This window comes from Kribbella sp. NBC_00709 (genome assembly GCF_036226565.1).
Lineage (GTDB): Bacteria > Actinomycetota > Actinomycetes > Propionibacteriales > Kribbellaceae > Kribbella.
Map to the genome: position 1 here is coordinate 7,072,361 of NZ_CP108996.1, position 23,731 is coordinate 7,096,091.

A 23,731-nucleotide genomic window follows, 5' to 3' on the forward strand; every position below is an offset into this window, starting at 1 on the left:
GCGTCACCGCGGTTCCTTGGTCCGGTCGGCGGTTCGTTCGGCGGTTCGTTCGGCAAGGCGTTCGAGCATCGCGTTGTAGGCGTCGTACGAGTCGTCGAGGCCGCTGTCGAGGTGGCGATCGATGCGCTTGGCAAGCTTTCCGTCCTGGACCGCCCACTGCAGCGCCAGTACGACGACAACGATCAGTAGCGGGATCTCGCCGCCGGCCCAGGCGATGCCGCCGCCGGTGTGCTGGGTGGCGGCCAGGTCCGTCTTCCAGGGCAGCTCGAGGTGCTGGTAGAACGAGTCGCCGATGATCGCGCCGTCGGACATCAGGATGACCCCGAAGAACGCGTGGAACGGCATCGCCGCGAACAGGAAGCCGAGCTTCGCCAGCGACGGCAGCTTCCGCGGGGTCTGATCGACGCCGATGACGAGTCCGAAGTACAGGCAGCCGACCAGCAGGAAATGGGCGTTCATCAATTGGTGCGCCCAATGGAACTTCATCAGGGTGCCGAAGGCGTTGGTGAAGTACAGGCCGTAGTACGAGCCGATGTAGACGCCGAAGACAAGCAACGGGTGGTAGAGCGCCTTGAGCGCGCGGGAGTGGAGGACTGCGACGATCCACTCGTGCGGGCCGGGCTGGGCGTCCTTCGCCGCGGCCGGCAGAGCTTTGAGCGCGAGGGTGAGCGGTCCGCCGAGTACGAGCGGGATCGGGATCAGCATGCTCAACGCCATGTGCATGGCCATGTGGACGGCGAAGCTTGCGCCGGAGTACTTCCCGAGGCCGGAGCTGGTCACGACGACGATCAGCACCCAGCCGAGGGGCCAGGCGATGGTTCGGCCGAGGGGCCAGGGTTCGCCGCGGCGGCGGAGTCTGATGGCGCCGGCGAGATAGGCGGTGATGGCGGCGACCGCGGCGGTCACGAACAGGAGGTTGGGACGCCATTGGCTCACCAAGGTCGCGAACGCCGGCGGCTTGGTGAGGTCGAAGCCGAAGAAGATCTGGCTGATCGAGGTCGGCACGAAGAACTGCGGCGGTGGAATCCGGGTCATCGCGATGCCGCAGGCAACGAAGGCCGCCGTACCGGTGGTGAGGAGGACCGCGCCGACGGCGAGCTTGCTGCGGGCAACGGAGTAGAGGCCGGCAGCAACTAGCCCCAGTGCAGCCAGTCGGGCGAGGGTGAACCAGCCGGTTGATGAGTCGAAGGGTGATGAGCCGGCCATCTTGAACCAGAGCAAGACGGCTTCGGTGGCCACCAGCAGCGTTACTGCGGCGACCGCGACGCCGCGCCAGTGGATGCGATCGAGGGCTCGGTTGCGGCGGCCGGTGGCGAGCCTGAGGGTCTGGACAACGGCCAGGCCGAGCAGGAGCTGCCCCGCGACCGTCTGGAGGACGGCGGAGTCGCCGGCGAAGTCGTGCCGCGGACCGACCAGGACCTGGCCGACGACGACCGGGGCGAGCGATGCGGCCAGGGCCGCCCCGAGCGCGATCAGGTAGGCGACCCACCGCACGGTGATCACGCTGGTGACGAGGACCACGATCGCGCCCAGACAGGTGATCATCCAGGCCCGGCCGAAGTCGCCGGAGAACATCGCGAACCACAGCGCGCCCGGATCGGCGAACCGGCTGAGGGACAGCCCGTTCGAGTCGGCCGAGTCGAGTGCGATCAGGAGACCGGAGCTGACCACCCAGACTGCGGCAGCCCGGCGTACGACGATCGGCTCGAACCATTCGGCGATCTCCAGCTGCCGCCGCGAACCCGACTCGCGGACCGGTCGCGCCTTGCCTGCGACGAGCGCCGACGCCAGTCCGCCAACGGTGACCAGCGACGCGAGCTCCGCCACCGCGCGGACGAAGGTGGCGAGGAGCCCGGTCACGCGGCCCGGGTAGTCGCGGGCGATCGGCAGGTAGCTGGCCGAGCCCATCTGTGCGGTGGTGACCAGCGGTACGGCGATCACGAGTACGCCGAGCAGGACGACGTACCCAATCAGCCACCGCCGGTGGCGCGTCGTACCCACGTCACTCCTGATCGATTGGTTGCCACAACCCCCAACTGATGAATACGAAGCAGTTGTGGGAACAGTTCCCAGGAGTGGAACTTCTTTGCGGCGACCGAAGTTAGAGGGGCGTGGTGACTGGAGCCTGGACGACTGTCCTGACCGTGGTCTTCGCTGCGACGGGCCTGTACGGCGTATGGCGGTTGAGCACGCGACGCTGGCAGGGGATCGAGACCGTCGTCGATCTCAGTCATGTGCTGATGAGCCCGGCGATGCTCGTCATGCTGTGGTGGCCGATGGCGGCGACCTGGCAGTGGGCGCAGATCGCGGTGTTCGCAGGGCTGGCGGTCGTCTTCTTCTACCACCTGTCCGGATCCGAGACGGTGCCCGAGCGGGCGGGGGCCATGGCGCATGCCTGGATGAACCTCGGCATGGTCTGGATGCTGGCCGCGATGCCGCGGCTGATGTCCGGCGACGCCTGGGCAACGATGCTCAGCTGGTCCGCCGTCGGACTCCTCGTCCTCACCGCCGGCTGGTGGCTGGTCCATGCGGCCCGCACCCCCGGCCACCGGACCCTCTGCGGCTGCCACGGCCTCTCCTGCGCCGGCATGGCCACCATGCTCGCCTTGATGACCCCCGCCCTCTGAGCTCAGTTGCAGCACCCCGACTGGGTCTGACCGTCGTCGATGATGGTCAGCAGACCGCTCGGTTCGCTGTAGGCGAGGTTGGACGAGCAGACTCCGGTCTGGGGGAGATTCAGCTGGACGTTGCGGGCTGCTTGCCAGTCACCGGCGATCGCGGCGACGACCGAGCGAGCCTGTTCGTAGCCGGTGGCCAGGAGGAAGGTGGGAGCGCGGCCGTGGTCGACTGCGAGCGCCGCGGGACCTGGGTCTACTACTGGAAGGTCGCCGAACGCCTCAAGAGGACCGCCGCGCTCCTCACCGCTTCGAGGCACACCTGAGCACGCGTTATTGCTTCGGCAACTGGGTCTCGAGGTCGCGGAGGGCTTGGAGGAACGACTCGGAGAAGGTGGGGAAGGGCTGGATGACGTCCAGGAGGACCTCGAGCGGGACGCGGGCCCGGATCGCGAGCGTTGCTTGCTGGAGCCACTCGCCGGCCTCGGGGCCGACCGCGTAGGCGCCGGTGATCACCATGCCGTCGGAGACGAGGGTGAGGAACCCGGGCTGAGTGTCGTACGAGCGCATGTACGTCGACGTCCGCGGTACGCCGGACAGCTGGACGGTGCTCACGTACGGACCGTCCGCGTCACCGACCGAGGCAGCCTGGGGGTAGCTGTAGACGACGCGGGGCACGGCCCGGTAGTCCGCAGTACGCGGCTTGCCGAGGATGTTGCTCGCGGCGACTCGGCCCTGGTACTCGCCGACGTGGGTCAGTTGCCAGATCCCGGTGACATCCCCGATCGCCCACAGCCCAGGGCCGGCCGACAGTTTGTCGTCGACCGCGATGCCGCGCGGATTCGCGACGATGCCCACGGTCTCAAGCCCGATGTTGTCGACGCGCGGCCGGCGACCGGTCGCGACCAGGATGCGGTCGCCCTCGACCTGGCTCCCGTCGCTCAGCTCGATGACGTACGTCGACCCGTCGAGGCGAACACGCTCCGCGCCGGTGCCGGTGCGTACGTCGACTTTGTCGGCCGTCAGCGCGACCGCGATCGCCTCGCCGACCGCCCGCGGTTCACGAGGCATCAGGTGGTCGTCGCGCTCGATCAGCGTCACGGACGAGCCCATCCGTGCCAGTGCCTGACTCATCTCGACTCCGGTCGCCCCACCGCCGAGCACCAGCAGGCGGTCCGGTACTTCGACCAGTCCGGTGACGTCCCGGTTCGTCCACACACCAGGCACCTCCCGCAGCCCCGGTACGGGCGGAATGACCGGATCCGCGCCGCACGCGATCACGATGTGGTCAGCCGTGTGGGTCCGGTCGTCGACCGCCACGGTGTTCGGGCCCGCGAGGCGGCCGTGGCCGCGCAGTACCTCGAGGCCGACGCTCTTGGCCCACGACACCGCGCCGGCGTCGTCGTAGTTCGACACCATGAAGTCGCGCCAACCCAAGGCCGCGTGCGTGTCGACTGGACCGGTCACGGCCTCCCGCGCGCCGGGCGCGTCGAGCGCTGCGGCCAGTGCCTCGCCGGGTCGTAGGAGGGTCTTCGAAGGGATGCAGGCCCAGTACGAGCACTCGCCGCCGAGCAGTTCGCGCTCGACGATGGCAACGTTCGCGCCACCTTTGGTCAACGTCGCCGCACAGTGTTCACCCGGAGCACCGGCTCCGAGGACGATCACGTCGTACTGACTCATCACGGAGGTCCATTTCTCGCGCCCTGGTCGAACCGGCAGCCCCAGCCTCGCCCCGACCACGTCCGTGGCGGGCCAGTGAGTCACCCTGGTTTCACGCGACCAGGGACCGTCACGGTGGCGGAACCCCGTCCGCCGGCCGGATCGTAGATCCGGCACCACCCACCGAGCCCGGAGGACACAGATGGAATTCCTCGTCACGATGACCACCCAGGTGCCGGACGGAGTGACCGACGCCGAGGTGGCCGACGTACGAGCGCGGGAAGCCGCCAACACCGCAGTACTGGCCGAGCAAGGACGGGTACTGCGCTTGTGGCGGCCGCCGTTGGCGCCGGGCGAATGGCGCACGCTGGGTCTCTTCGTGGCCGACGACGCGGCAGACCTGGAGACGGTACTGGCCGCGATGCCGCTGCGGATCTGGCGGACCGACGAGGTCACGCCGCTGTCCCCGCATCCGAGCGATCCCGGGCGCAACCAGGTCGCGCTTCCAGCTGAATGAGGAGAGCAGATGGCTGAGTCAATGACGAGTCTCACCGGACAGGTCGTTGTGGTGATGGGCGGCAGCGCGGGCATCGGGTTGGAGACGGCCCGGCAGGCCGGTGCGGCGGGTGCGCGGGTCGTCATCACCGGGCGCGATCGCGAGCGGCTCGAGAAGGCCGCCGTCGAGGTCGGCGCGGAGCGCGCGATGACGCTGGATCTGAATGATGCGGGCCAGCTCGGGCAAGTCTTCGCCGACCTGCCGGAGCAGCTCGACCACATCCTCGTGGGCGGTAGCGGTCCGTTCTACGCGCCGCTCCCGGAGCTCGACTTCGACGAGGCAGAGCGCTTCATGAACCAGCATCTGGTCGGCTCGCTGCGCATCGCCCGGCTCTGCATCGGGAGAGTCCGTGCGGGCGGTTCGTTGACGTTCATCAGCGGTACGGGTGCCCGGCGGCCCGGGATCGGACTGATGATGGCCGCTATCGGGACGGCCTCGCTGTCCGCGATCGTCGCGAACGCGGCCGTCGAACTCGCCCCGATCCGGGTGAACACGGTCGCCGCCGGCTTCGTCGACACGCCGTTGTCGGCGCGGTTGCTCGGGGACCAGCTCGAGGATCGCCGCGCGGAGTTGCGGGCGACACTGCCGATCGGGCGGGTCGTCGGCCCCGAGGACGTGGCTGCGCTCGTCGTTCACCTGATGACGAACGGTGCGCTGACCGGCGCGACGTACGACGTCGACGGTGGTCAGCAGCTGCTGTCGCGCTAGTGTCCTGAGTCGGCCTCGGGCAGGGCCTCCCGTAGCTGCCGGCGCGAGCTGATCGAGAGCTTGTCGAAGATCTTGCGCAGGTGCCATTCCACCGTCCGCGGGCTGAGGAACAGCCGGGTGCCGACTTCGGGATTCGACAGGCCGTCGCGGACGAGGAGGGCGATCTGACGTTCCTGCGGGGTGAGCTCATCGCCGGCGGTCGAGGCGGAGGCGCGTCGGCGTACGGTCTCGCCGGTCGCCTGCAACTCCCGGCGTGCTCGCTCGGCGAACGCGACCATGCCGATCTCGGAGAACATCTCATAGGCAGTGCGGAGCTCGGACCGGGCGTCGCCTCGGCGCGTGTGCCGACGCAGCCATTCGCCGTACAGGAGGTGTGCACGAGCCAGGTCGGGGCGCAGTCTGGTGCCGTCCAGGTGCTCGATCGCTTCGAGGTACGCCTTCTCGGCGGCGGCGCCCTTGTGCACGAGCCCGCGGGCGCGTGCCTCGATCCCTAGTCCCCACGTCTCGTCGGTGCCGCGGGTCTTCTCCCGGAGGCGGGCGAGTGCGGCCGCGGCCTCACGGGGATGTCCGCTGCGGGCGGCGGCTTCGATCTGTTCGCTCAGGGCCCAGGAGGAGACGAACAGTTCCGGTGTGTCCTCGGCGGCGAGAGTTGCCCAGGGCAACGCTTCGTCGTGGTGGCCGAGTCCGTTCAGTACGACGGACTTGGCCCAGCGCGCGTACTGCGCCGCCGTACCCTGCCCTTCGGCCGTCATCCGCACGATGGTGTCGTCGATCAGTGGGAACGCGTCGTCGGGGCGCCCTTGGAGCGCGGCCAGCACGAGTGCGCCGTACGGGCCGATGTGGGTGCCGGTGGCCTCGCGGACCGCGTCGGCCTCGGCCCGGAGGGACGTCGCTTCGGCGAAGTCGCCCGCCATCGCGTACACCTGACCGAGTACGTTGACGCCGACCGCGAGTACGGCGAGCGCACCGGCGCCTCGCGCGGTGTCGACCTGCCGGATCGAGGCGGCCAGACAGGCCTCGAAGTCCCACGCAGTCGCGGCCGCCGCTGTCGCCAGCCATCCCCAGCGAAGGATCTCTTCCGGCGAGACCTCGCCGTCGCCGAACGCAACAGCAGCCTTCTTGAGCAACGGCACGCTCCGCTCGCGCCCCTCCGCGAACAGCAACGCAAACCCATCCAGGAGTACGTCGGAATTCCGCACCGCGACGCCCGACTGGCCCGATGCGGCGGAGCGGGGTGAGGGAGCGGGGCGAGGGGCTGCCATTGCGGCCTGCGAGACCTCGCGGAGGCCGGTGCCTGCCGCCAACTGGCCGGCGAACAGCGCGGCGCTCCACGCGTCCAGGTAGGTGTCTCGCGCGAGGCGGATGTCGAAGGGCTCGAGGGTCCGGGCGGCTCTCAGCAGCAGTCCCGGTGCATCACGGCCGCGTTGTTGTGCGAACGCCGCCTCCGCGCGCAGCAGGTCGATCCGCGCCCGCCCAAGGTCGTCCAGCTGCCCCGCCTCCGCGGTCGCCAGCAGCTCCCACGCGGTCCGGAATGCGCCGGCCTGAACGCTCGCCTGCGCTCCGGCCAGTGCGCGCTCGGTACGGCGTACCGGATCACGGGTGAGCGCGACCGCCCGCTGCAAGCACGCCGCGGCCGCCGCGAATCCGCCTCGAGCCTGAGCGCGATCCGCAGACTGCTCCAGCTCGACAGCAACTGCCTCGTCCGGTCCCGACGCGGCCGCCGCGAGGTGCCAGGCGCGACGATCAGGGTCGGCGGCCGAGTCCGTCGCCCCTGCCAGAGCCAGGTGTACTGCGCGGCGCTCTGTCGCGGACGCCGACCCGTACAGCGCCGATCGCACCAACGGATGGCGGAACGTCACCCGCTCACCCAAGCTCAGCAGACCGTCGATCTCGGCGAATGCGGCATCGATCCCCAGCTGATCCGCGGCCCGCCGTACCAGGACCGGATCGCCGACCGGCTCGGCCGCTGCAACTAGCAGGAGCTGCCGCGTCGGGGCCGGCAGGGCATCTGCCTCCCGCAGGAAGCTCTGCTCGATCCGCCCGGGCAACCCTTGCCCGCCGAGCAGCCCGAACCCGGCCGCCAGCTGGGTCGCCGTCAGACCCCGCGGCAGCTGCAGCAACGCCAGCGGATTGCCACCGGTCTCGGCCACAATGCGGTCCCGGATCGGAGCATCCAGCAGGAACTCCACCGCCGACCCCAGCAACGCCCGAGCGTCGTCCTCCGGCAGACCCTCGACTTCCAGCTCGGCGAGACCGTTGAGGTCGACGCCGACCTCGCGTGCGCCGAAGAGGAGACCGACCGCCTCGTTCCCGATCCTGCGGGCGACGAATCCGAGCGTCTGTGCGGTCGCGGTGTCGAGCCACTGGGCATCGTCGACGACGACCAGCACCGGCTGCTCGTCCGCCAGGTCCGAGATCAGGCTGAGCACCGCGAGCCCGACCATGAACCGGTCCGGGGCCGGGCCGGGAGCGAGCCCGAACACCGTCGCGAGCGCCCGGCGCTGCGGGTCCGGAATCCGCTTCATCCGATCCAGCAGCGGCACACAGAGCTGATGCAGAGCGGCGAACACCAATTCCATCTCGGACTGGACGCCGACCGCGCGCAGCAGGCGCAGATCCGGCGCGGCCTCGGTGGCGTAGTTGAGCAGCGCGCTCTTCCCGACTCCGGCCTCTCCGCGTACGACGAGCACCCGACTGCCTCCGCCGCGGACATCAGCGAGTAAACGGTCGAGAACGGCGCGTTCCGGCCGGCGGCCGAGCAGATCCGTCGCCCGTGTTCGCCCCGCCTCCAGGCTGCCGCCTCCACGCTCCACCGTCCGCCCGCCCTCCCAGCGGTGAGACCCGCGCCGCATCACCGGTACGCCGCAGTTGCCGAACCCGATCCAGACTAAGTCCGGCCAGCCCGGTTGACTATCACACCGGGGCTTGGTTCAGGTTGCTCTCGTGCTGCTCGTGGATCAGTTGACGGGCGATGGACCCGGGGCCTTCGAGCTGGAGCGTCTGCGGCGTGTCCGGGAGACGGAAGCCGAGGGTGGTGACCGTGTCGAGGCAGCGAGCCGATCCGAGGATCGCCCAGCCGGTGCGACTCTCGGGGGAGAGATCGAGGTCTTCGGCGAGGAGGAGGTCGTCGTCGATCCACGCACGGGTCGCCGTACGGAGAATGCCGCCGACCTCGGCGTACCGTCCGAGGACGAGTGACTCACGCAGTCGGGCCGTGCAGCCCGCGGCCAGGCGGGCGGTCGTCGTACGGGTGACGTCGGCGCCGGCGGAGACGACGAACGGTTCGGCGTACCAGTGGAGGCTGGCGCCGTCCGTCAGGCGGATGTCGACGTCCCAGCGGGCGGATCCGCCGCGCATCGCGTACGCGACGGTGCCGGCGGTTTCCACGATCTCGACCCGCACGGGACCTTCGGCGACGATCTCGATCCGTACCTCGTCGCCGGCGAGCAGGAGCGCGCCCGCGGCGACCAGGGCGACACGCACCACGCCCGGCGGACTGTGCAGGCGCCGGGGTGAGAGGTGGCCGGCCGTCAGCAGGCAGCGGTCGCGGACCGGGTCGGCGGTGACATCAATGCGCGTGGACATGGGTGATCAGCGTGCCGTCCTCTCCGGCGTGGGAGTGCGGTGCCATCGGGCCGGGGTCGACGGGGGTGTGTTCGCCGGTGTGTACCTGGGCCGTCATGTTCCGGACCCATTCCTTGAGCCTGGCGATCGAGGCGGGATCCTTGCGGGAGAGCGCGAGCACCGGTTTCCCGTCGCGGGCGGCCTCGGCGTCCTGGACCATCCGGTCGACGTCCACCTCGACGTACGGCGCCAGGTCGGTCTTGTTGACGACGAGCAGGTCCGCCCGGGCGATCCCCGGCCCGCCTTTCCGCGCGACATCACCACCGCCGGCGACGTCGAGCACGAAGATCTGCGCGTCGACGAGGGCGGGGGAGAAGGTCGCGGTGAGGTTGTCGCCGCCGGACTCGACGAGTACGACGTCCAGCGGGGCGAAGTCGCGCTCGAGGTCCTCGACGGCGATCAGGTTCGGGGTGACGTCGTCGCGGATCGCGGTGTGCGGACAGGCGCCGGTCTCGACGGCGCGGATGCGGTCGGGATCGAGTACGCCGGCGGAGCGCAGCAGGCGGGCGTCCTCGTCGGTGTAGATGTCGTTGGTGATCACGCCCAGGCGGAGCTCGCCGGCGAGTTCGCGGCAGATCGTCGCGATCAGTGAGCTCTTGCCGGTGCCGACCGGTCCGGCGACGCCCAGCCGGAAGGAGCGGGTCTCATGCATGGAACAACCTCATTCTCTCGGTCGCGTGATTCTGCGCGTGAACGTCGATGAGTGGTGCGGCGTTGGCGGGCAGCTTCTCGACGTCGGTCAACGGCGCGACGTCGGCGACCATCTCTTCGATGTCGTCGTGGAGGGCCGCGAGCCAGGTTGCGGCGTCGGCGGGATCCACCGGCAGCAGCTTCAACGATGCCGACACGACTGTCTGCACGTCGTCGTACCCGACAATCCGCGCGACCTGCTCCGCCGACAGCCCGGTAACCGCCGCCACCACCCCCAACACGATCGGCCGCGGAACTTCCCCGTCGCGAGGCAGATACCGAAGCACCTCGGGCCAGACCCGCCCCGCCAATCGCAAATACGCCCGACCCTGCCTACGTGATACCCCCCGCAACACGTGACTACTGCTCCGAGCAGCCCAAGCCTCCTCAACCCCCGCCAACCCCACCTCCCCACCACCCGTGCCACCCGCGCCGACCGGCTGATCGTCGAGTCGTGAAGGGTGGCGCGGGTTTTCGGACCGCGATTCACGACTCGGCGAACCCTGCGCGGACCAATCCGCAGGACTCGGCGAGGAGTCAGCGGAGATCGCGGTATGACGGGCCAGAACCGCGACGGCCGCCTCGACACGGGTGACCGTGCGGAGCCGGTCCCGGGCGTACTCCGCGACGTCGGACAACTGCTTGCCGTCGGCACCTAACCCGGCCCGTACGGCGGGCTCGAGGCCCGCCGACTGCGTGTGGCCGCCGGTGGGCACCCGCCCGTCGGCGAGCATCAGCGCGACCAGCTCCGCCGTACCCATCAGAACATCGCGTACAACTGGGCCAGCGGAAGCACCTCGGTCGGCGACGGCTCCACCAGTTCTCCGTCGACCTCGATCGCGAACGTCTCCGGGTCGATGTCGATGCTCGGCAGCGCACTGTTGTTCTTCATGTCCGCCTTGCCGATCTCCCGCGTCGGCCGTACGCCGAGCAGCCGCCGACGCAACTGCAGCCGATCGGCCAGCCCGTCCTCCAGCGCCGCGGGCGACATGAACGTGTACGACAGATCCGCCCCGATCGCGTCGCCGAACGCCGGCCGCATCAGCACCGGCTGCGGCGTCGGGATCGACGCGTTCGGGTCGCCGAGCGCGGCCCACGCGATCGCGCCGCCCTTGATCACCAGGCTCGGCCGGACGCCGAAGTACCGCGGATCCCAGAGCGTCAGGTCCGCGAGCTTGCCGGCCTCGACCGAGCCGACCTCGTGATCGATGCCGTGGGCAACCGCCGGGTTGATCGTGTACTTCGCGACGTACCGCCGTACCCGCTCGTTGTCGGCCGGCAGCCCGCCGGTCAGCGCACCGCGCCGATGCTTCATCACATGCGCGACCTGCCAGGTCCGGGTGATCACCTCGCCGATCCGGCCCATCGCCTGCGCGTCGGACGAGGTGACCGACAGCGCGCCGAGGTCGTGCAGGATGTCTTCGGCCGCGATCGTGGTGGCCCGGATCCGCGACTCTGCGAACGCGAGATCCTCCGGCACGTCCGGACTGAGATGGTGGCAGACCATCAGCATGTCGAGGTGCTCGGCGACCGTGTTCACCGTGTGCGGCAGGGTCGGGTTCGTCGACCCGGGAATGACATGCGGGTACGACGCGATCGAGAGGATGTCCGGCGCGTGACCACCGCCCGCGCCCTCGACGTGGAACGCGTGGATCGACCGGCCCGCGATCGCCCCGAGCGTCGACTCGACGTACCCGGCCTCGTTCAGGCTGTCCGCGTGCAGCGCGACCTGGAGCCCCCACTCGTCCGCGGCGCGCAGCGCGGTGTCGATCGCGGCCGGCGTCGAACCCCAGTCCTCGTGGATCTTGTAGCCGGCCGCACCCGCGAGCGCCTGCTCGGCGAGGGCCTCCGCGCTGACCGTGTTCCCCTTGCCGAGCAGCAGCACGTTGAGCGGTACGGCGTCGAGCGCGCGGTGCATCTGCTCCAGGTGCCACGCGCCCGGCGTGACCGTGGTCGCCTTCGAGCCCTCACTCGGCCCGGTCCCGCCGCCGACGACTGTGGTGATGCCGGTGGCCAGTGCCTCGTGCAGCTGCGAGGGGGAGAGCAAGTGGACGTGCGAGTCGATCGCGCCGGCGGTCAGGATGCGGCCCTCGCCCGCGATCACGTCGGTGGACGGGCCGATGCGGAGGTCCGGGTGGACACCGTCCGCGATGTCCGGGTTCCCGGCACGGCCGAGGGCGACGATCCGGCCGTCGCGGATCCCGACGTCGGCACGGACGATGCCCCACCAGTCCACGACGAGCACGTTGCTGATGACGGTGTCCGGTGCACCGTCCGCGCGCGTCGCTGTACCTTGCGCCATCGACTCCCGAATCGACTTCCCACCCCCGAACACGACCTCCTCACCGCCGACGGTCAGGTCCTGCTCAACCTCCACCCACAGATCGGTGTCAGCCAGCCGCACCTGATCCCCGACGGTCGGCCCGTAGAGCGCGGCATAAGCCGCCCGCGAAATCTCAACCACGATCCACCTCGGAGGACTCGCGGACCCCGCTGGCGGGCCTCGGCTTCAGTTGGATCCCGGGGACCCGCCGATTTCCTCTCAACGCGACCAGGTTCACCTCGCGGGATGCTCCGGGCTCGAAGCGCTGCGAGGTCCCCGACGGGATGTCGAGCCGGAACCCCTGTGCAGCCTCACGGTCGAAGGCGAGTGCCGAGTTCGCATCCGGCAAGTGCAGATGCGAGCCGATCTGGATCGGCCGGTCCCCGGTGTTCACGATCACCAGCCGCAACCGCTCGTCGTCTGAACGATTCCCGTTCAACGTGATGGTTCCGGGCCGAACACGAATCTCACCTGGAGCGCTCATACCTCTCCTCAGATGATCGGGTTGTGGATGGTGACGAGCTTGCGTCCGTCCGGGAACGTCGCCTCGACCTGCACGTCGTGCAGGAGCTCGGCAACTCCAGGCATCACCTGGTCGCGGGTGAGCACCGTCCGGCCACTCTCCATCAGGTCGGCGACCCGAGCTCCTTCACGGGCCTGCTCGATCACCCAGGTGCTCAGCAGCGCCACTGCCTCCGGATGGTTGAGCAGCACTCCCCGGGCCAGCCGGTCGCGGGCGACCATGCCGGCCACGGAGAGCAGCAGCTTCTCGACGTCAGCGGGAGTGAAGTTCACGAGGTCAACGGTAGGACGTGGTCGGACACCTTGTCTGTGCTCAGGCAGAGCGAGCAGACGGCCGCGTTGTGGGTTTCGCAGGCGGTCATGTCGGGGCGTTCGTAGTCCTGGCGGCAGACGTGGCAGGTGAGTACTGCGCCCGACGGGTTGCCGTGGTCGTCGTACATGGGGAGGTCGAGGCCGTCGTCGGTGCGGCGGAGGTAGTAGTTGCCGCGGGTGATGACGGCCAGGATGGGCGGCAGTACCAGCGCGAGGCCGATCGCGACGAGCGGTGAGTACGGCTTGATGGTGTCGCCCAGGCCGCCGAAGAAGACCAGGATCGAGACGCCCGCGGCCGCTGCCATCGAGACGAAGCCGACCGGGTTGACGGCGTACAGCATGCCGCGGCGGAACTCCGGCGCCTTCGGCGACAACTTCAGCAGGTACTTGTTGAAGACGATGTCCGAGGCAACGACCACGATCCACGCCATGCCGCAGTTCGCGTAGAACCCGAGGATGGTGTTGAGGAAGTCGAACATGTTCGCCTCCATCAGCACCAGCGCGATCACCAGGTTGAACCCGAGGAACACCAGCCGGCCGGGGTAGTGCCGGGTCAGCCGGGTGTACGAGTTCGTCCAGGCGAGCGAGCCGGAGTACGCGTTCGTCACGTTGATCTTCACCTGGCTGATGACGACGAGTACGACGGCCAGCGTCATCGCCAGCCAGCCGGGCAGGAAGCCGCGGTAGATCTCCAGGAACTGGTGCACCGGCTGGTTCGCGATCGCGGAGGAGTCGGCGACGTTGGCGATGATGTACACCGCGAGGAACAGGCCGATGACCTGCTTCAGTGCGCCGAAGATCACCCAACCGGGGCCGGCCAGCAGCACCGCGGTCCACCACTTGCGCGAGTTCTCCGGCGTCTTCGGCGGCATGAACCGCAGGTAGTCGAGCTGTTCGGCGATCTGCGCGATCAGCGACAGGCAGACGCCGGCCGCGAGCAGCATCGACCCGAAGTCGGCGTCGGGGCCGTAGTCGAAGAACGTCGACACCGACGAAGGGTGCGAGACGACCAAATAGCCGAACGGCAGCACCATCAGGATCAGCCACAGCGGCGTCGTCCACACCTGCAGCGTCGACAGCACCTTCATCCCGTAGATCACCAGCGGGAAGATCACCATCGTGGACACGGCGTACCCGAGCCAGAGCGGCACGTGCAGCCCGGGTTGCAGGCCCTGCGCCATGATCGAGCCTTCGAGCGCGAAGAAGATGAACGTGAACGACGCGAAGATCACGTTGGTCACGACCGAGCCGTAGTACCCGAAGCCGCTGCCACGGGTGATCAGGTCGAGGTCGATGTTGTACCGCGCGGCGTAGTACGCCAGCGGCAGCCCGGTCGCGAAAATGACCACCGCGAAGATCGCGATACCCCACAGGGCGTTGGTCGTGCCGTACGAGATGCCGATGTTCGCGCCGATCGCGAAGTCGGCGAGATAGGCGATGCCGCCCAGGGCCGAGACGGCGACCACGCCGGTCGACCACTTGCGGTAGCTGCGCGGCGCGAACCGAAGGGTGTAGTCCTCCAGGGTCTCGCGCGTCGCGGTGTTCTGACTCGGAGGGGCGGGGCTGCGGTGATCGAGCGAGGGTTCAACGGTCATGGCGGAACTCCTGCGGCACCTTCGGGCGAGCGGTGCTCCGGCGTACCGGCGACGCTGCCGGCGGGGATGCACCCGAATGGAAGGAACCTAGGAACGCCGTGTTACCTGCGTGTTGCCGAACCGCTACGTTCGTGTATTTCCATCTGGAAGTAATTCGGGAGGTCGGCCTCGAGGGTGTGCTGGGCGGTGGCCAGACGGTCGGCGACGGTCGTGCCGACGGGGGAGAGGGCGGTGACGATGCGCCGTTTGTCGTCCGGATGGACTCGCCGCAGCACCAGTCCGCGCTCGACCAGCTTGTCGACGTGCCGGGTCAGGCTCGCGGCCGGCAGTACGGCGGACTCCGCCAACTGCGACATCGGCTGACCGGGCTCCTCGTGCAGCGCGGCCATGATCCGCCACTGCTCGATCGTCAGCCCGAACTCGTCGAGCAACGGCTGCAGACCGAGCTCGATCTCCCGCTCGACCCGTTTCAGCACCAGGAGCAGGCTTGACGCCATTCGCAACCCCTCCTCGGTTCAGGTGCTGGGAAATATAGCTGTTCGCTCGAAGTTCCGCCTCCGATTCGGTCACACTGAGGGCGCGCCCGTACGGCGACGAGGAGGTGATCGTGCGGCGTTCCGACGTACTGCCGATCGCCTTCGTGGTGCCGCTGCAGGGTCCGACCGGGATGTACGGACCGTCTTGCCTGGCCTGCGGCGAGCTGGCGGTCGAGCAGCTGAACGCCCGCAATGGCATCGCCGGGCGCAGAGTCGAGCTGATCCAGGTTGACGCCGGGCGTCCGCCCGAGGTGGTCGCCGAGGAGGTCGGGCGCCTGGTCGACTCCGGGCGGGTCGAGGCTGTGGCCGGCTGGCACATCTCCGCGGTCCGCGTGGCGCTGACGCGACGGATCGGTGGCCGGGTCGTGTACGCGTTCGCCGCAATGCACGAGGGCGGCGACGATACGCCCGGTGTGTTCATGCTCGGCGAACGTCCGGTCAACCAGCTGCTTCCGGCCGCGCGGTGGCTGCGGGAGCACCACGGCGCCCGCCGATGGGTTGTCGTCGGCAACGACTACGTCTACCCGCGGGTGACCGGAGCTGTTGCCCAGGAAGCCCTGGACATCATGGAATCGGCGTATGTGGCCCTCGGCACCTCCGACTTCACCGACGTGATCAACGGGCTGAAGGCAACCAAAGCCGACGGGGTGATCATGCTGCTGATGGGCCAGGACGCGGTCCACTTCAACCGTCAGTTCGCCCGCGCCGGACTGAGCGAGGATCTGCTCCGGCTCAGTACGGCGATCGAGGAGAACACGCTGCTCGGCGCCGGACCCGGCGCGAACCACGGTGTCTATGCGGCCGCGGCGTACTTCGACGGTCTGTCGACCGTGGAGAGCAACGAGTTCGCCCAGCAGTACTACGCGCGCTTCGGCCCGTTCGCGCCGGCGCTGAACGCGGTCGGTGAATCCTGCTACGAGGCGATCCGCTTCCTCGCCCGCCTCGGCGAGATCAGCGGATCGATCGAGATGTCCGCCGCACTCCCGACCGGCCACTTCTACGACAGCCCCCGCGGCCTCCTCCGCCTCGACGGAAACCTCGTCGACCAGGACGTCTACCTCGCCGCTGCCGACGGTCTCGAGTTCCGCATCGAGGAACAGATCGCGCACACGTACTAACCGTCGAGACCCGAGGTGATGGTTAGGTGGAGGGATGGATGTCGATGAGCGGTTCGAGTGGAAAGGGCGGTCGATTGCCTGGGGCAAGGCGGGCAGTGGGCCGGCAGTGGTCTTCTGTCACGGGACGCCGTTCTCGTCGCGGGTCTGGTCGAGGTACGCCGACGCGCTGAGTGCCGACTTCACGGTGTACCTCTGGGACATGCCGGGGTACGGCGAATCGGCCAAGCATCACGAGGTCGACTTCGGGTCGCAGGCGAAGGCGTTCGCGGCGTTGCTCGAGCACTGGGAGCTGGACCGCCCGCACGTGGTCGCGCATGACTTCGGTGGAGCGGTCTCGCTGCGCGCGACGCTGGCCGAGAAGGCGGCGTACCGGTCGCTCATGCTCGTCGATGTGGTCGCCGTCCCGCCGAGCGGTTCGCCGTTCTTCCAGTTCGTGAAGCGGCATCCAACCACGCTCGACGAGTTGCCGGCGTACATCCACGAGGCGATCCTGCGGGCGTACGTGAGCGCCGCGAGCCACCGCGGGCTGCGGGAGGCCGAGCTCGACGAGCTGGTGAAGCCATGGCTCACGGCTGAGGGGCAGCCGGCGTTCTACCGGCAGATCGCGCAGTACGACGAGCAGTACCTGGTCGAGAACGAGCGGATCCTCGGCAACCTCGCGATCCCGGTCAAGGTGGTGTGGGGCCGCGACGACGCCTGGATCCCGACGGCCACCGGGAAGCGGCTCGCAGACCTGATCCCAGGCGCCTCGTACGTCGAGGTGCCCGAGGCCGGCCATCTCATCCAGTACGACGCCCCGGTAGCGCTGGCCACCTTGCTGCGGGACTGGCTGTCACCCGATCGATGTATTTCTGGCGACCGGAAGGACCTCTCTACACCGTGACGAGATCAGCGGTAGTGGTCGGCGGCGGCATCGTCGGACTGGCGGTGGCGCGCGCCCTGCAGCGGCGCGATCCCGGTACGCCGGTCTTGGTACTGGAGAAGGAACCGTCCGTCGGCGCGCATCAGACCGGGCACAACTCGGGAGTCGTGCACTCCGGCCTGTACTACCGGCCCGGCTCGCTCAAGGCCCGGTTCGCCGTGGCCGGCGGGGCGGCGCTGAAGGAGTACTGCGAGGAGAAGGGCATCCCGCTCGACGTCCCCGGCAAGCTGGTGGTGGCGACGACCGAGGCCGAGTTGCCGCAGCTCGACCGACTGTTCGGCGTCGGCCAGGAGAACGGTGTACCGGTCCGCCGGCTGACCCTCGAAGAGGTCGCGGAGCGCGAGCCGCATCTACGCGTCAAGGGCGCGCTGGCGGTCGACTCCACCGGCCGCGTGGACTTCAAGCTGGTCGCCGCCGCCCTCGCCGACGATGTCCGGGCCGCGGGCGGCGAGATCCGTACCGGTATCTCCGTGACGTCGGTCGAGAACGCCGGCTCCATCGCTCGGGTTTGCACGACCGACGAGGTGATCGAGGCGGACCGCGTCGCCGTCTGCGCCGGGCTGCACAGCGACCGGCTCGCACGTGCGTCCGGGCTCGAGCCCGGGGTGCGCATCCTCCCGTTCCGCGGCGAGTTCAGCGAGATCGTCCCCGAGCGCGACTTCCTGGTGAAGGGCCTGGTCTACCCGGTGCCCGACCCCGACCTGCCGTTCCTCGGCGTGCACCTGACCCGCGGTATCGACGGCGGCGTCCACGTCGGCCCGAACGCCGTACCCGCGTTGTCGCGCGAGGGCTACAAGTGGTCGAAGATCGCCCCGCGGGACGTGTGGGAGGCCGCGACGTACCGCGGATCCTGGCGCCTGGCGCGCCGGTACGCGCGAACCGGCGCGAAGGAGATCGTCCGCTCGCTCACCGGCCGGGCCCTGGTTCGCGAGGCTCGTCGCATGCTCCCCGAGTTGCAGGTCAAGGATGTACGCCGCTCCGGCGCGGGTGTCCGCGCACAGGCCGTCACGCGCGACGGCAAACTGGTCGACGACTTCCTGTTCCTCCGCGACGGCCGCGCCCTGCACGTCCTCAACGCCCCTTCGCCTGCCGCCACCGCCTGCCTCGTCATCGGCGACCGCATCGCCGAGGAACTCTCCGCCGACCGCGCCTGACCAAACGTCACATCGGGGCAACAGCAGGGCAACGTTGGCCGGGGACGCTTGATGGCATGGATTCGTTGCGTACGACGCTCACCGGCGGAACAGCCTGTGACGTGTGTGGGCGGCTGCCTCATCCCCGGCGGCTGCGGTTGACATTGGCGAAGCTCGTGGCGGTCGCGCCCGTGGAGCTCGCGCTGCATGCGGTGGTGCTCGCCGCGCACCCGCCGTACCTGGTCTCGGTTGCCGTGCTGGCGAGCGTGACCACCGCGTTGGTGATCTGGGTGGTCGAGCCGTCCACGATGCGCCTGCTCCGGTCGTGGCTGCACGCGCCGAAGGTCCGGGCCCGGCAGGGGATCGGAACGCTGTGGCGGATCCGGGTAACGCTCGACGATCGCGCCGGTTCGCTGGAGAACGTCACCCGCCGCCTCGCCGGCCTGGACGCCAACATCCTCGGCCTGCACGTCCACCCGATCGACGACGGCGTACGGGACGAGCTGGTCGTCTCGACGCCGGACGAGATCACGGCAGCTGATCTGGAAGCAGCCGTCGAGGCGGGCGGTGGTCGCCGGACCCACGTCTGGCCGACGACCGCGCTGGCGCTCGTCGACGGTCAGACGAAGGCCTTGAGTCTGTCGGCGCGGGTCGTGGCGGATCCGGCCGAACTCCCGCACGCGGTCGCCGAGTTGCTCGGTGCGCAGCTTGTCACCGACCGCGCCACCTTGGCGGGGCAGCTTCCGGGCGACGTCTTGAAGGTGCCTTCGCCGTGGACGGGCCTGTTCGCATTCAGCCGGCCGGGCGAGCCCTTCACACCGGCCGAGTCGGCCCGGGCGCACCGGCTGGCCGAGCTCGCCGAGGCGGCGCTCACCATCGCGCCGGCAGGACGCTAGCGGCGTACGACCGTCAGCGCTTCGCGGGCGATCTGCCATTCCTCGTTGGTGGGGATGACGAGTACGGCGACCGGACTGTCATCGGTCGAGACCGTCAGCTCGGAGCGAGCGTTCCGGCCGGGGTCGAGGCGGATGCCGAGGGTCTCCAGGCCGTCGACGGCGGCTGCGCGGACCTCGGCGGAGTGCTGACCGACCCCGGCGGTGAAGACGATCGCGTCCACGGTTCCCAGTACGGCGTAGTACGCGCCGATGTACTTCTTGATCCGCTGGCAGTAGATGTCGAACGCCAGCTGGGCCCGCTCATCGCCGGCCGCCCGCCGTCGGGAGACCTCACGGAAATCGTTCGCGCCGGTGAGGCCCTTGAGACCCGACTCCGAATTCAAAGAGTGGTCGGTCTCCTCGGCGGATCGTCCCGCTACCCGGGCGAGGAGTCCGTGGATCGCCGGGTCGAGGTCACCCGAGCGGGTGCCCATCACCAGCCCCTCCAACGGAGTGAGGCCCATTGACGTGTCCACCGACTCGCCGCCGCGGATCGCCGCCGCCGAACAGCCGTTGCCCAGGTGCAGCACGATCATGTTCAGCTCGCTCGGCTTGCGACCGAGCAGCCGGGCGGCCTGGGCCGAGACGAACGAGTGCGACGTACCGTGGAACCCGTACCGGCGGATCCCGTACTGCTCCTTCCACTGCGTCGGCACCGCATAGGTGTAGGCGTACGGCGGCAGCGTCTGGTGGAACGCGGTGTCGAACACCGCGACATGTGGCAGATCCGGCAGCAGCCGCCGCGCGACCTCGATCCCTTCGAGGTTGGCCGGATTGTGCAACGGAGCAAGTGGTACGAGGTCGGTCACCGCCGCGATCAGCTCGTCGTCGACCAGCGCGGGCGCCGCGAACCGATCACCGCCGTGGACAACCCGGTGCCCGACCGCCACGATGTCGACGTCGGCAAGCGCGGGCCCCTCGGTCTCGAAGGCCCGTACGGCGGCCTCGAGCGCGGCCTCGTGGTTCGCGATCGGCTGCTCGTCGTTGAACTCACCCTTCGGCCCGTGGTGCACGTGGTGGCTGCGTTCCTCACCGATCTGCTCGACGAGCCCCGTCGCCGCGGCCTCACCCGACGCCGAGTCGACCAGGCTGTACTTGAGCGAGGACGATCCGGCGTTGATCACCAGCACGTGGTCACTCATCGCACGCCACCCTCTTGAGCCTGGATCGCGGTGATCGCGACCGTGTTGACGATGTCCCGGACCGTGGCCCCGCGCGACAGGTCGTTGACCGGTTTGCGCAGGCCCTGCAGGACCGGACCGACTGCGACCGCGTTGGCCGAACGCTGAACCGCTTTGTACGTGTTGTTGCCGGTGTTCAGGTCGGGGAAGACGAACACCGTGGCCCGGCCGGCGACGGGGGAGTCGGGCAGCTTGGTGCGCGCCACGGCGCTGTCGATCGCGGCGTCGTACTGGATCGGTCCCTCGACCGGGAGTTGCGGGGCCCGCTCGCGGACGATGTTGGTTGCCTTCGACACCTTTTCGACGTCGGTCCCGGTGCCGGAGCTGCCGGTGGAGTACGACAGCATCGCGACCCGGGGCTCGACGCCGAAGGCGACCGCGGTCGCGGCGGACGAGATCGCGATATCCGCGAGCTGCTCGGCGGTCGGATCCGGGTTCACCGCGCAGTCGCCGTACACGAGGACGCGGTCCTGCAGGCACATGAAGAACACCGACGAGACGACGGAGACGTCCGGCACGGTCTTCACCACCTCGAGCGCCGGCCGGATCGTGTGCGCGGTGGTGTGGACGGCGCCCGAAACCATCCCGTCCGCCAGCCCCAGCTGGACCATCATCGTGCCGAAGTACGACACGTCCCGGACCAGCTCGCGCGCCCGGTCGAGGTCGACGCCACGATGCTGACGAAGCCGGTGGTACTCCGCCGCGAACCGCTCCGTCAGCTCACTGTGCTCCGGATGTACGACGCTCGCCGCGGACACGTCCACGCCGAGGGACGCGGCCTTCGCGCTGATCGTGGTCGCGTCGCCGAGCAGGGTGAGGTCGGCGACGCCGCGCCGCAGAAGTACGTCGGCGGCGCGGAGGATCCGCTCCTCCTCGCCCTCCGGCAGCACGATGTGGCGGCGGTCGGACACGGCCCGGTCGACCAGTTGGTGCTCGAACATCAGCGGTGTCACCGCACTGCTCCGGGCGAGGGCGAGCTGGTCGAGCAGTGCCTTGCCGTCGACGTACTGGTCGAAGAGGGCCAACGCCGTGTCGATCTTGCGTGGTGCGTCCTTGGTCAGCCGGCCACGGACAGCGGTGAGCTTGGTGGAGACTGCCTGCGTGCCGAGATCGGTCTCGATGATCGGCAGCGTGACGTCCAGTCCCTCGATCAAGCGCTGCACCTGGGGCGGTAGCTCGAACCCGCCGTTGAGAACGATCGCCGAGATCTGCGGAAAGGTCCGGGACGCGTGGGCCATCAGTACGCCGAGGACGACCTCCGGCCGGTCGCCGGCGGTCACGACCGCGGCGCCGTCGAACAACCGGTCCAGTACGTTCGGCATGGTCATGCCGGCGATCATCAGCCCGGTGACCTCGCGGGTCAGCAGGTGCGGGTCACCACTCACCAGCCGGCCGTCGATCGGCGCCAGCAGGTCGGCCACCAGCGGCTGGTTGAGCACCGGCGCCTCCGGAATCGCGAACGCCGGTGCGCCCACGCCGTCGAGCGCGGCGACCAGCGGATCCCCTTCGCCGTCGCCGACGCGGTTGGCGATCACGGCGAACAGCGAGCCGTGATTCGCGGCGAGCTCGGCCACGGCCATATCCGCGATCGCCCGGACGTCGTGCGGCGTACGGCCGAAACCGTTCAGCACCAGCAGGACCGGTGCGCCGAGGTTGGCCGCGATCTTGGCGTTGAACGAGAACTCGGTCGGGGTGCCGACATCCGTGTAGTCGCTGCCGACGACAACCACCGCGTCCGCCTGCTCGGCGACCGCGTGGTACCGCTGCACGATCGTGTCCAGCGCGGCATCGGGGTCGTTGTGCACCTCCTCGTACGTGACGCCGACGCCGTCCTCGTACGACTGCGTGACCGCATCCTGCGAGATCAGCAGGTCGAGCACGTAGTCACGACCGCCGTGGGTCGCGGTGTCCGCGCGGACGATCGGCCGGAACACCGCCACCCGTCCGACCCGCCGGGACAGCTGATGAAGCACCCCAAGAGCCACCGTCGACTTTCCGGTCGTGCCCTCGACCGACGCGACGTAGACGCTGCTACCCATGCCTGAACCCTACTAACGGGTCAAGGCATGGAGATGATCGATCATCGTGTCGACCGCGATCCGCAACGGAGCGGGATCGCGACGCACCTGGCTGAGCAGCAGCCGCCCTGCACGGCCGCCAGCATCGCGACGGCGAGATCTACCGGGTCCGCGTCCGCGGTCAGCTCACCGCGCTCCTGCATCTGGACGAGGCCGTCCCGGATCAGACCTTCCCACTGCGCGAAGGCGCCCGCGAGCTGGACCCGCGCGACCGGGTCGCTCTCGGACAGGTCGCTGGCCAGCGAACCGAGCGGGCAGCCGCCGGCGAGGCCTCGCTGATCCATGGCGCGACGCTGCCGATCGACGGTGGTCGCCTGGCGGTCTGACGGGCGTCACGATCGTTCCCTCGGGAGTTACGCCGTACGGGTGTCCGCACGAAAACGATCCGAGGAGGACATCATGCCGAGTGCGAACCTGGCCACCACGCCGGTGGCCGTTGAGATTCCCGAGCTGACCGGGCGGTACGCCGCCGTGGGCGACTACACCGTCGCGTTCGAGACCTTCCCGCAGGACGTGGACCCGGCGCCGTACTTCGTCGGGCTGCCCGACGACCGGTGCCAGTGCCCGCATTGGGGCGTCGTCACGGCCGGCGAGATCACCTTCCGGTGGGCCGATCACAGCGAGACGTTCCGGGCCGGCGACGCGTACTACGCCGGCCCGGGACACCTGCCGATGCTGATCGCGGGGACCAGCATCGTCGAGTTCAGCCCGACCGCCGAGCTGGACAAGACGATGGCTGTCATCAGCGCCAACCTGGAGCGGGTGTGACTACTGTCGCGGTCCGGGCCGATGCGTCGGTGGCTCGACTGGTGGAGTGGCTCGAGACCGGTGTGGCGCCGGAGGGAACGTTCGCCGTCGACTGCCTGACCGATCTGAGCCTGCCGCATTGGCGGCTGCAGTTCGGGACGGGTGCCGCGACGCTGGCGGCCCGGCGTGAGCTGCATCCGTATCCGGGTGTGGTCCGGGTCGAGCGGGTCGACCGGACCGAGCGTGGGTTCGTGATCGCGTTCGAGGAGCGGTGGCGTCACGAAGGCCAGGACTGGTACTGCCGGGAGCAGATCGCCGGCGACGTGAACGATGCCGGTGAGATCACCGAGCTGTGGGTGTACTGCACCGGCGACTGGGACGAGGCGCGGCAGGCCGAGCACGCGGCCGAGGTTACGTTGCTTCGACCATAAGCAGACACCGGCTTCGGCCGCCCGGGTTCGCAGTACCGTGATCGGT

23 protein-coding genes and 1 pseudogene are annotated in these 23,731 nt (G+C 69.3%); 9 read left to right on the forward strand and 15 right to left on the reverse strand.

Features of this window, described 5'->3' with window-relative positions; genetic code table 11:
- Positions 1–3: 3 nt before the first annotated feature.
- Positions 4–2,001, reverse strand: a complete 1,998-nt coding sequence (locus OHA18_RS34525; RefSeq protein WP_328999550.1) for a cytochrome c oxidase assembly protein — start codon at positions 1,999–2,001, stop codon at positions 4–6.
- 113 nt (positions 2,002–2,114) lie between these two features.
- Here OHA18_RS34525 and OHA18_RS34530 point away from each other — a divergent pair, with 113 nt between their 5' ends.
- Positions 2,115–2,627 (forward strand): DUF5134 domain-containing protein, encoded by a 513-nt coding sequence (locus OHA18_RS34530; protein WP_328999551.1) that lies wholly within the window; start codon positions 2,115–2,117, stop codon positions 2,625–2,627.
- Positions 2,628–2,629: 2 nt separating this feature from the next.
- Here the strand turns inward: OHA18_RS34530 and OHA18_RS34535 are convergent, their stop codons facing one another.
- Both OHA18_RS34535 and OHA18_RS34540 read right to left on the reverse strand, forming a co-directional pair.
- Positions 2,630–2,935, reverse strand: coding sequence for a hypothetical protein (locus OHA18_RS34535; RefSeq protein ID WP_328999552.1), 306 nt, complete (start codon positions 2,933–2,935; stop codon positions 2,630–2,632).
- A gap of 13 nt (positions 2,936–2,948) precedes the next feature.
- The gene (locus tag OHA18_RS34540; protein ID WP_328999553.1) at positions 2,949–4,295 is read right to left on the reverse strand and encodes a dihydrolipoyl dehydrogenase family protein; all 1,347 of its coding nucleotides are present in this window, start codon (positions 4,293–4,295) and stop codon (positions 2,949–2,951) included.
- 181 nt (positions 4,296–4,476) lie between these two features.
- Between OHA18_RS34540 and OHA18_RS34545 the strand changes: the two genes are divergently transcribed.
- Both OHA18_RS34545 and OHA18_RS34550 read left to right on the forward strand, forming a co-directional pair.
- The gene (locus tag OHA18_RS34545; RefSeq protein WP_328999554.1) at positions 4,477–4,791 is read left to right on the forward strand and encodes a muconolactone Delta-isomerase family protein; all 315 of its coding nucleotides are present in this window, start codon (positions 4,477–4,479) and stop codon (positions 4,789–4,791) included.
- A gap of 9 nt (positions 4,792–4,800) precedes the next feature.
- A complete protein-coding gene (locus tag OHA18_RS34550) occupies positions 4,801–5,538 on the forward strand; it encodes an SDR family oxidoreductase (RefSeq protein WP_328999555.1) in 738 nt (245 codons plus the stop codon).
- Here the strand turns inward: OHA18_RS34550 and OHA18_RS34555 are convergent.
- The 9 genes from OHA18_RS34555 to OHA18_RS34595 form a co-directional block, all read right to left on the reverse strand.
- A complete protein-coding gene (locus tag OHA18_RS34555; RefSeq protein ID WP_328999556.1) occupies positions 5,535–8,390 on the reverse strand; it encodes a helix-turn-helix transcriptional regulator in 2,856 nt (951 codons plus the stop codon). The two genes, OHA18_RS34550 and OHA18_RS34555, sit on opposite strands and share 4 nt — an antisense overlap.
- Before the next feature lie 61 nt (positions 8,391–8,451).
- Positions 8,452–9,123, reverse strand: coding sequence for an urease accessory protein UreD (locus OHA18_RS34560; RefSeq protein ID WP_328999557.1), 672 nt, complete (start codon positions 9,121–9,123; stop codon positions 8,452–8,454).
- On the reverse strand, positions 9,107–9,814 hold the full coding sequence (gene ureG / locus OHA18_RS34565) for an urease accessory protein UreG (protein ID WP_328999558.1): 708 nt from the start codon (positions 9,812–9,814) through the stop codon (positions 9,107–9,109). Before ureG ends, OHA18_RS34560 begins: the two co-directional genes overlap by 17 nt.
- A complete protein-coding gene (locus OHA18_RS43430; protein WP_442914348.1) occupies positions 9,807–10,613 on the reverse strand; it encodes an urease accessory protein UreF in 807 nt (268 codons plus the stop codon). Before OHA18_RS43430 ends, ureG begins: the two co-directional genes overlap by 8 nt.
- Entirely contained in the window at positions 10,613–12,316 is a 1,704-nt protein-coding gene (locus tag OHA18_RS34575; protein WP_328999559.1) for an urease subunit alpha, read from the reverse strand. The genes OHA18_RS43430 and OHA18_RS34575 overlap by 1 nt, the downstream gene beginning before the upstream one ends.
- A complete protein-coding gene (gene ureB / locus OHA18_RS34580) occupies positions 12,309–12,659 on the reverse strand; it encodes an urease subunit beta (protein ID WP_328999560.1) in 351 nt (116 codons plus the stop codon). Before ureB ends, OHA18_RS34575 begins: the two co-directional genes overlap by 8 nt.
- 8 nt (positions 12,660–12,667) lie before the next feature.
- Positions 12,668–12,970, reverse strand: coding sequence for an urease subunit gamma (locus OHA18_RS34585; RefSeq protein ID WP_328999561.1), 303 nt, complete (start codon positions 12,968–12,970; stop codon positions 12,668–12,670).
- Positions 12,967–14,604 carry a purine-cytosine permease family protein gene (locus tag OHA18_RS34590; RefSeq protein WP_328999562.1) on the reverse strand — a complete coding sequence of 546 codons (1,638 nt, stop codon included), beginning with the start codon at positions 14,602–14,604 and terminating at the stop codon, positions 12,967–12,969. The genes OHA18_RS34585 and OHA18_RS34590 overlap by 4 nt, the downstream gene beginning before the upstream one ends.
- 101 nt (positions 14,605–14,705) lie before the next feature.
- Entirely contained in the window at positions 14,706–15,101 is a 396-nt protein-coding gene (locus tag OHA18_RS34595) for a MarR family winged helix-turn-helix transcriptional regulator (RefSeq protein ID WP_328999563.1), read from the reverse strand.
- 110 nt (positions 15,102–15,211) lie between these two features.
- On the opposite strand from OHA18_RS34595, the gene OHA18_RS34600 reads away from it, so the two are divergent.
- From OHA18_RS34600 to OHA18_RS34615, 4 genes are read left to right on the forward strand one after another with little or no spacing between them, the layout of a single operon-like run.
- A complete protein-coding gene (locus OHA18_RS34600) occupies positions 15,212–16,258 on the forward strand; it encodes a substrate-binding domain-containing protein (protein ID WP_328999564.1) in 1,047 nt (348 codons plus the stop codon).
- A 34-nt stretch (positions 16,259–16,292) separates the two neighbouring features.
- Positions 16,293–17,141 carry an alpha/beta fold hydrolase gene (locus tag OHA18_RS34605; protein ID WP_328999565.1) on the forward strand — a complete coding sequence of 283 codons (849 nt, stop codon included), beginning with the start codon at positions 16,293–16,295 and terminating at the stop codon, positions 17,139–17,141.
- A complete protein-coding gene (gene lhgO, locus OHA18_RS34610) occupies positions 17,138–18,334 on the forward strand; it encodes an L-2-hydroxyglutarate oxidase (protein ID WP_328999566.1) in 1,197 nt (398 codons plus the stop codon). The genes OHA18_RS34605 and lhgO overlap by 4 nt, the downstream gene beginning before the upstream one ends.
- A gap of 56 nt (positions 18,335–18,390) precedes the next feature.
- Positions 18,391–19,209, forward strand: coding sequence for an amino acid-binding protein (locus OHA18_RS34615; RefSeq protein WP_328999567.1), 819 nt, complete (start codon positions 18,391–18,393; stop codon positions 19,207–19,209).
- Here the strand turns inward: OHA18_RS34615 and OHA18_RS34620 are convergent.
- From OHA18_RS34620 to OHA18_RS34630, 3 genes and pseudogenes are all read right to left on the reverse strand, one after another.
- Positions 19,206–20,390, reverse strand: a complete 1,185-nt coding sequence (locus tag OHA18_RS34620; RefSeq protein WP_328999568.1) for an acetate/propionate family kinase — start codon at positions 20,388–20,390, stop codon at positions 19,206–19,208. The genes OHA18_RS34615 and OHA18_RS34620 overlap by 4 nt on opposite strands.
- Positions 20,387–22,468 carry a phosphate acetyltransferase gene (pta, locus tag OHA18_RS34625; RefSeq protein WP_328999569.1) on the reverse strand — a complete coding sequence of 694 codons (2,082 nt, stop codon included), beginning with the start codon at positions 22,466–22,468 and terminating at the stop codon, positions 20,387–20,389. Before pta ends, OHA18_RS34620 begins: the two co-directional genes overlap by 4 nt.
- 41 nt (positions 22,469–22,509) lie before the next feature.
- Positions 22,510–22,806 (reverse strand): annotated as a pseudogene (locus tag OHA18_RS34630) (TetR family transcriptional regulator C-terminal domain-containing protein); the annotation flags it as partial.
- Positions 22,807–22,906: 100 nt separating this feature from the next.
- Between OHA18_RS34630 and OHA18_RS34635 the strand changes: the two are divergent.
- Both OHA18_RS34635 and OHA18_RS34640 read left to right on the forward strand, forming a co-directional pair.
- A complete protein-coding gene (locus OHA18_RS34635; protein WP_328999570.1) occupies positions 22,907–23,275 on the forward strand; it encodes a cupin domain-containing protein in 369 nt (122 codons plus the stop codon).
- On the forward strand, positions 23,272–23,685 hold the full coding sequence (locus tag OHA18_RS34640) for a hypothetical protein (protein ID WP_328999571.1): 414 nt from the start codon (positions 23,272–23,274) through the stop codon (positions 23,683–23,685). Before OHA18_RS34635 ends, OHA18_RS34640 begins: the two co-directional genes overlap by 4 nt.
- Positions 23,686–23,731 lie beyond the last annotated feature (46 nt).